General features: G+C 69.5%; 3 protein-coding genes and 2 pseudogenes. 3 read left to right on the top strand and 2 right to left on the bottom strand.

Annotation, left to right across the window (positions count from 1 at the left end; translation table 11 throughout):
- The 3 genes from UWG_RS31075 to recX all read left to right on the top strand — a co-directional run.
- Positions 1-477, top strand: a 477-nt coding sequence (locus tag UWG_RS31075) for an AI-2E family transporter (protein ID WP_016910064.1), incomplete at its 5' end; no start/stop codon positions are given.
- A 260-nt stretch (positions 478-737) separates the two neighbouring features.
- Complete coding sequence (recA, locus tag UWG_RS0125705; RefSeq protein WP_016910065.1) at positions 738-1,877, top strand: recombinase RecA; 1,140 nt, start codon at positions 738-740, stop codon at positions 1,875-1,877.
- Between the two features lie 4 nt (positions 1,878-1,881).
- Complete coding sequence (gene recX / locus UWG_RS32390; protein ID WP_237720291.1) at positions 1,882-2,622, top strand: recombination regulator RecX; 741 nt, start codon at positions 1,882-1,884, stop codon at positions 2,620-2,622.
- Between the two features lie 254 nt (positions 2,623-2,876).
- Here recX and UWG_RS34335 read toward each other — a convergent pair.
- Positions 2,877-3,086, bottom strand: a pseudogene (locus tag UWG_RS34335) (IS481 family transposase); the annotation flags it as partial.
- Positions 3,087-3,323: 237 nt separating this feature from the next.
- A pseudogene (locus UWG_RS0125715) lies at positions 3,324-3,638 on the bottom strand (quinone oxidoreductase family protein); the annotation flags it as partial.

Consider the following 3,638-nt stretch of genomic DNA (forward strand, 5'->3'; position numbering starts at 1 on the left):
CTGGCCCTCGTCTCCGGGGTGGCGCACTACGTCTTCTTCGAACTCGTCGGGGTGCCGTACGCGCCCGCGCTCGCGGTGTGGGTGGGCGCCCTCTCGCAGTTCGTGCCGGTGGTAGGGACCTACCTCGCCGGTGCGCTGCCGATGCTGATCGGGTTCACCGTCGGCCCGTGGACGGCGCTGTGGGTGCTCGTCTTCGCCGTCGTGTATCAGCAGTTCGAGAACTATCTGCTGCAACCGCGGATCACCGCCCGGACCGTGAACATCCACCCCGCGGTCGCCTTCGGTTCGGTCGTCGCCGGAGGTGCGTTGATGGGGTTGATCGGTGTGCTGGTCGCCATCCCGGCCACGGCGACGCTGCAGGGGTTCGTCGGGGCTTACATGCGCAGGTACGAGGTGGAGGAGGACGGTGCGGAGGTCGGAGTCCCGAGGGGCGGGAGGGGTGCGGCGGGGAGGCGTCGCAAGGCGCGGGGCGGGTGAGGTGCTTCGGCGGTGCGGGGCCCAGGTGGCCGTTGTGCGGGGGCACTTGGGGGTGACGGAGTTGTCCACAGGGGCCGGGGTGCAGCTTGACGCAAAAATCGAACATCGATTCTTATGGGGTCTCCGGCGAGGTCTGCAGCGTCGGTTCGGAGGCTCCGGCGGAGGTCCGCCGGGAACGCCGACGGGCCGGTTGTCAGTGGCAGGCGCTAGCGTCGGTGGACGTGAAGCGATCGACTCAAGCAAACAACCGGGTGGCACCCATGGCAGGAACCGACCGCGAGAAGGCGCTCGACGCCGCACTCGCGCAGATTGAACGGCAATTCGGCAAGGGCGCCGTGATGCGCATGGGCGACCGGCCGAACGAACCGGTCGAGATCATCCCCACCGGCTCGACCGCTCTCGACGTCGCGCTCGGAGTCGGCGGGCTGCCGCGCGGCCGTGTGGTCGAGGTCTACGGCCCGGAGTCCTCGGGCAAGACGACACTCACCCTGCATGCGGTGGCCAACGCCCAACAGGCGGGAGGCACCGTTGCCTTCGTCGACGCGGAGCACGCTCTCGACCCCGAGTACGCCAAGCGTCTCGGCGTCGACACCGACTCGCTGATCCTCTCCCAGCCGGACAACGGTGAGCAGGCGCTGGAGATCACCGACATGCTGATCAGGTCCGGCGCGCTCGACCTCATCATCGTCGACTCGGTCGCCGCTCTCGTGCCCCGTGCCGAGATCGAGGGCGAGATGGGCGACAGCCACGTCGGCCTCCAGGCACGTCTGATGAGCCAGGCGCTGCGGAAGATCGCCGGTGCGCTCAACCAGTCGAAGACCACCGCCATCTTCATCAACCAGCTCCGCGAGAAGGTCGGCGTGATGTTCGGCTCTCCGGAGACCACCACAGGTGGCCGGGCGCTCAAGTTCTACGCCTCGGTCCGGCTCGACATCCGACGGATCGAGACCCTCAAGGACGGCACGGAGGCGGTCGGCAACCGCACCCGGGTCAAGGTCGTCAAGAACAAGGTCGCACCACCGTTCAAGCAGGCCGAGTTCGACATCCTCTACGGCATGGGGATCAGCCGTGAGGGCGGTCTGATCGACATGGGGGTGGAGCACGGATTCATCCGCAAGTCGGGGGCCTGGTACACCTACGAGGGCGATCAGCTCGGTCAGGGCAAGGAGAACTCCCGCAACTTCCTGCGGGACAACCCCGACCTCGCCAACGAGATCGAGAAGAAGATCAAGGAGAAGCTCGGCATCGGCGTGCAGCCCGAGGAGCCCACGGCCGAACCGGGAGCGGATGCCGCCGCAGGCGGCGGTGAGCCGGAAGCGGAGCCCGCAGCGGTGCCGGCGCCGGCGGCGAAGTCGACGAAGTCGAGCAAGGCGTCCAAGACCGCGGCCGCGAAGAGCTGATTCGGTGACCCGGCGCAGCGAATGGCCGTTGGCTCCGCCGCCGCAGCCATGGCCCCCGGAGGAAGGAGCCGCTCCGGGCGAACCTTACGGGGGCGGCTCCCAGGACAGCGGTGGTCCTGTTCCGTCGAGGGCCGGGGCGGGACCACCGCGTACGGCCGACGGCGCGCGGCGGCGCTCCCGTGCGGGAGGCGAGGAGCAGAGGAGACGGCAGGGCGGCGGTACCGCAGAGCCCTCGGGGGAGTCGTCCGATCCCGCCGAGCGGGCGCGCGCCCTCTGCCTTCGGCTGCTCACCGGCACCCCGCGCACTCGGAGCCAACTCGCCGAGGCGCTGCGGAAGAAGGAGATCCCCGAAGAGGTGGCAGGGGAGGTCCTGGACCGCTTCGAGGAGGTCGGCCTGGTGGACGACTCCGCCTTCGCCACGGCCTGGGTCGAGTCCCGCCACCACAGCCGCGGCCTGGCACGGCGGGCGTTGGCGCGGGAGCTGCGCACCAAGGGCGTCGAGTCGGAAGCGATCGACGAGGCCCTGGAACAACTCGACACCGGTCAGGAGGAGGAGCGCGCTCGCGCGTTGGTGGCGCGGAAGCTCCGGTCGACGGCGGGTCTGGAGCGCGAGAAGCGCGTGCGCAGACTCGCAGGGATGCTCGCACGCAAGGGGTACAGCGAGGGGCTTTCACTGCGCGTCGTGCGCGAAGCGCTTGAGGCCGAAGGGGAGGAGACGGGGGAGTGGGAGCTGTCGGAGAGTTGATCTGATCCGGCAATCCCCCGGGCCGCGGGCATGGCGCGGCCCTGCGTTCGGGGAGGCGTTTCATGGGCGCTCGCGGGTGAGTTGAGCGGGGTACCTCACAAGGGTGGCCTTGCTGAGCGGGCGGCTGTCGGATGTCTCCGGTGCTGAGGGGTGCCGCTTCAGAGGAGGAGCAAGGGGTTGACGGTGCGCCCTCCCGAGGGGCGCGGAGAGTGCTGCTTGTGAGCGGAGACCGGGGCGTTGAAGTGGCGCGCTTGCTACCTGTATCGACCTGCCGAGTTGTTCATGCGGCTGGTGGATGGCCGGCCCCCGAGCGCGGTGTGGCAGTGATGCGGTTGTGCGGAGAGAGTCCGCCCGAGCGTCGGTGTCTTCGACGTTGCTGGAGCACGGGCGCCCGTGCGCCCATCCGTCGAGCAGAGTGCGAGGGGAGCGGTCTGCTTCTGGCCGTTCGTCCGCGGACGGTGCTGCGGGGTGCGTGCGCGGACGATGCCTGGGGCCTCGGAGTCTGACGAACGTCCTGGAGATCTGTAGCAGGAGTCGTTGTCCGTCAGGACACGTGCAACGGTCATGCGCTGGTCGGAGTTGACGGGGCGGGAGCGGGCGGTACGGGGCACGTTGCGATCGTCCCGCCTGCTCGGGTTCCGAAATGCGCGAGGCCGCCGAGGTGCTCGTCGGCGGCCTCGGAGGAGAGGTCGGAAGTTGCGTCACAAGGTGACGACGGTGCGTTCGCCGTACGCGTCCTGGTGTGCCCAGGCGCGCTCGACTTCGGCGAGCGGGAACACACGGGGCCGGACGGTCATCGCGCCGGCGGTGATGGCTGCGGCCAGTTCGTCCAGGGCGCAGGCTTCGAGGGCGGTTGAGCCGAATCCGCTGCCCTGGATGCGGAGTGCGTTGGAGCGCAGGACGTGGCTGGGCAGGGTGATGTCCAAGCCGCCCATACCGCCGGTGTGCACCCAGTCGAGCAGCCGCGCATGGTCGGTGCGCGCCAGGGAGATGGCGTGCATGGCGAGTTCGGCGGG

The organism is Streptomyces xiaopingdaonensis (genome assembly GCF_000262345.1).
Lineage (GTDB): Bacteria > Actinomycetota > Actinomycetes > Streptomycetales > Streptomycetaceae > Streptomyces > Streptomyces xiaopingdaonensis.

What these genes read in the sequence shown, in the direction of transcription:
- recA (WP_016910065.1), top strand. Translation starts at nt 738, where the DNA reads ATGGCAGGAACCGACCGCGAGAAGGCGCTCGACGCCGCACTCGCGCAG.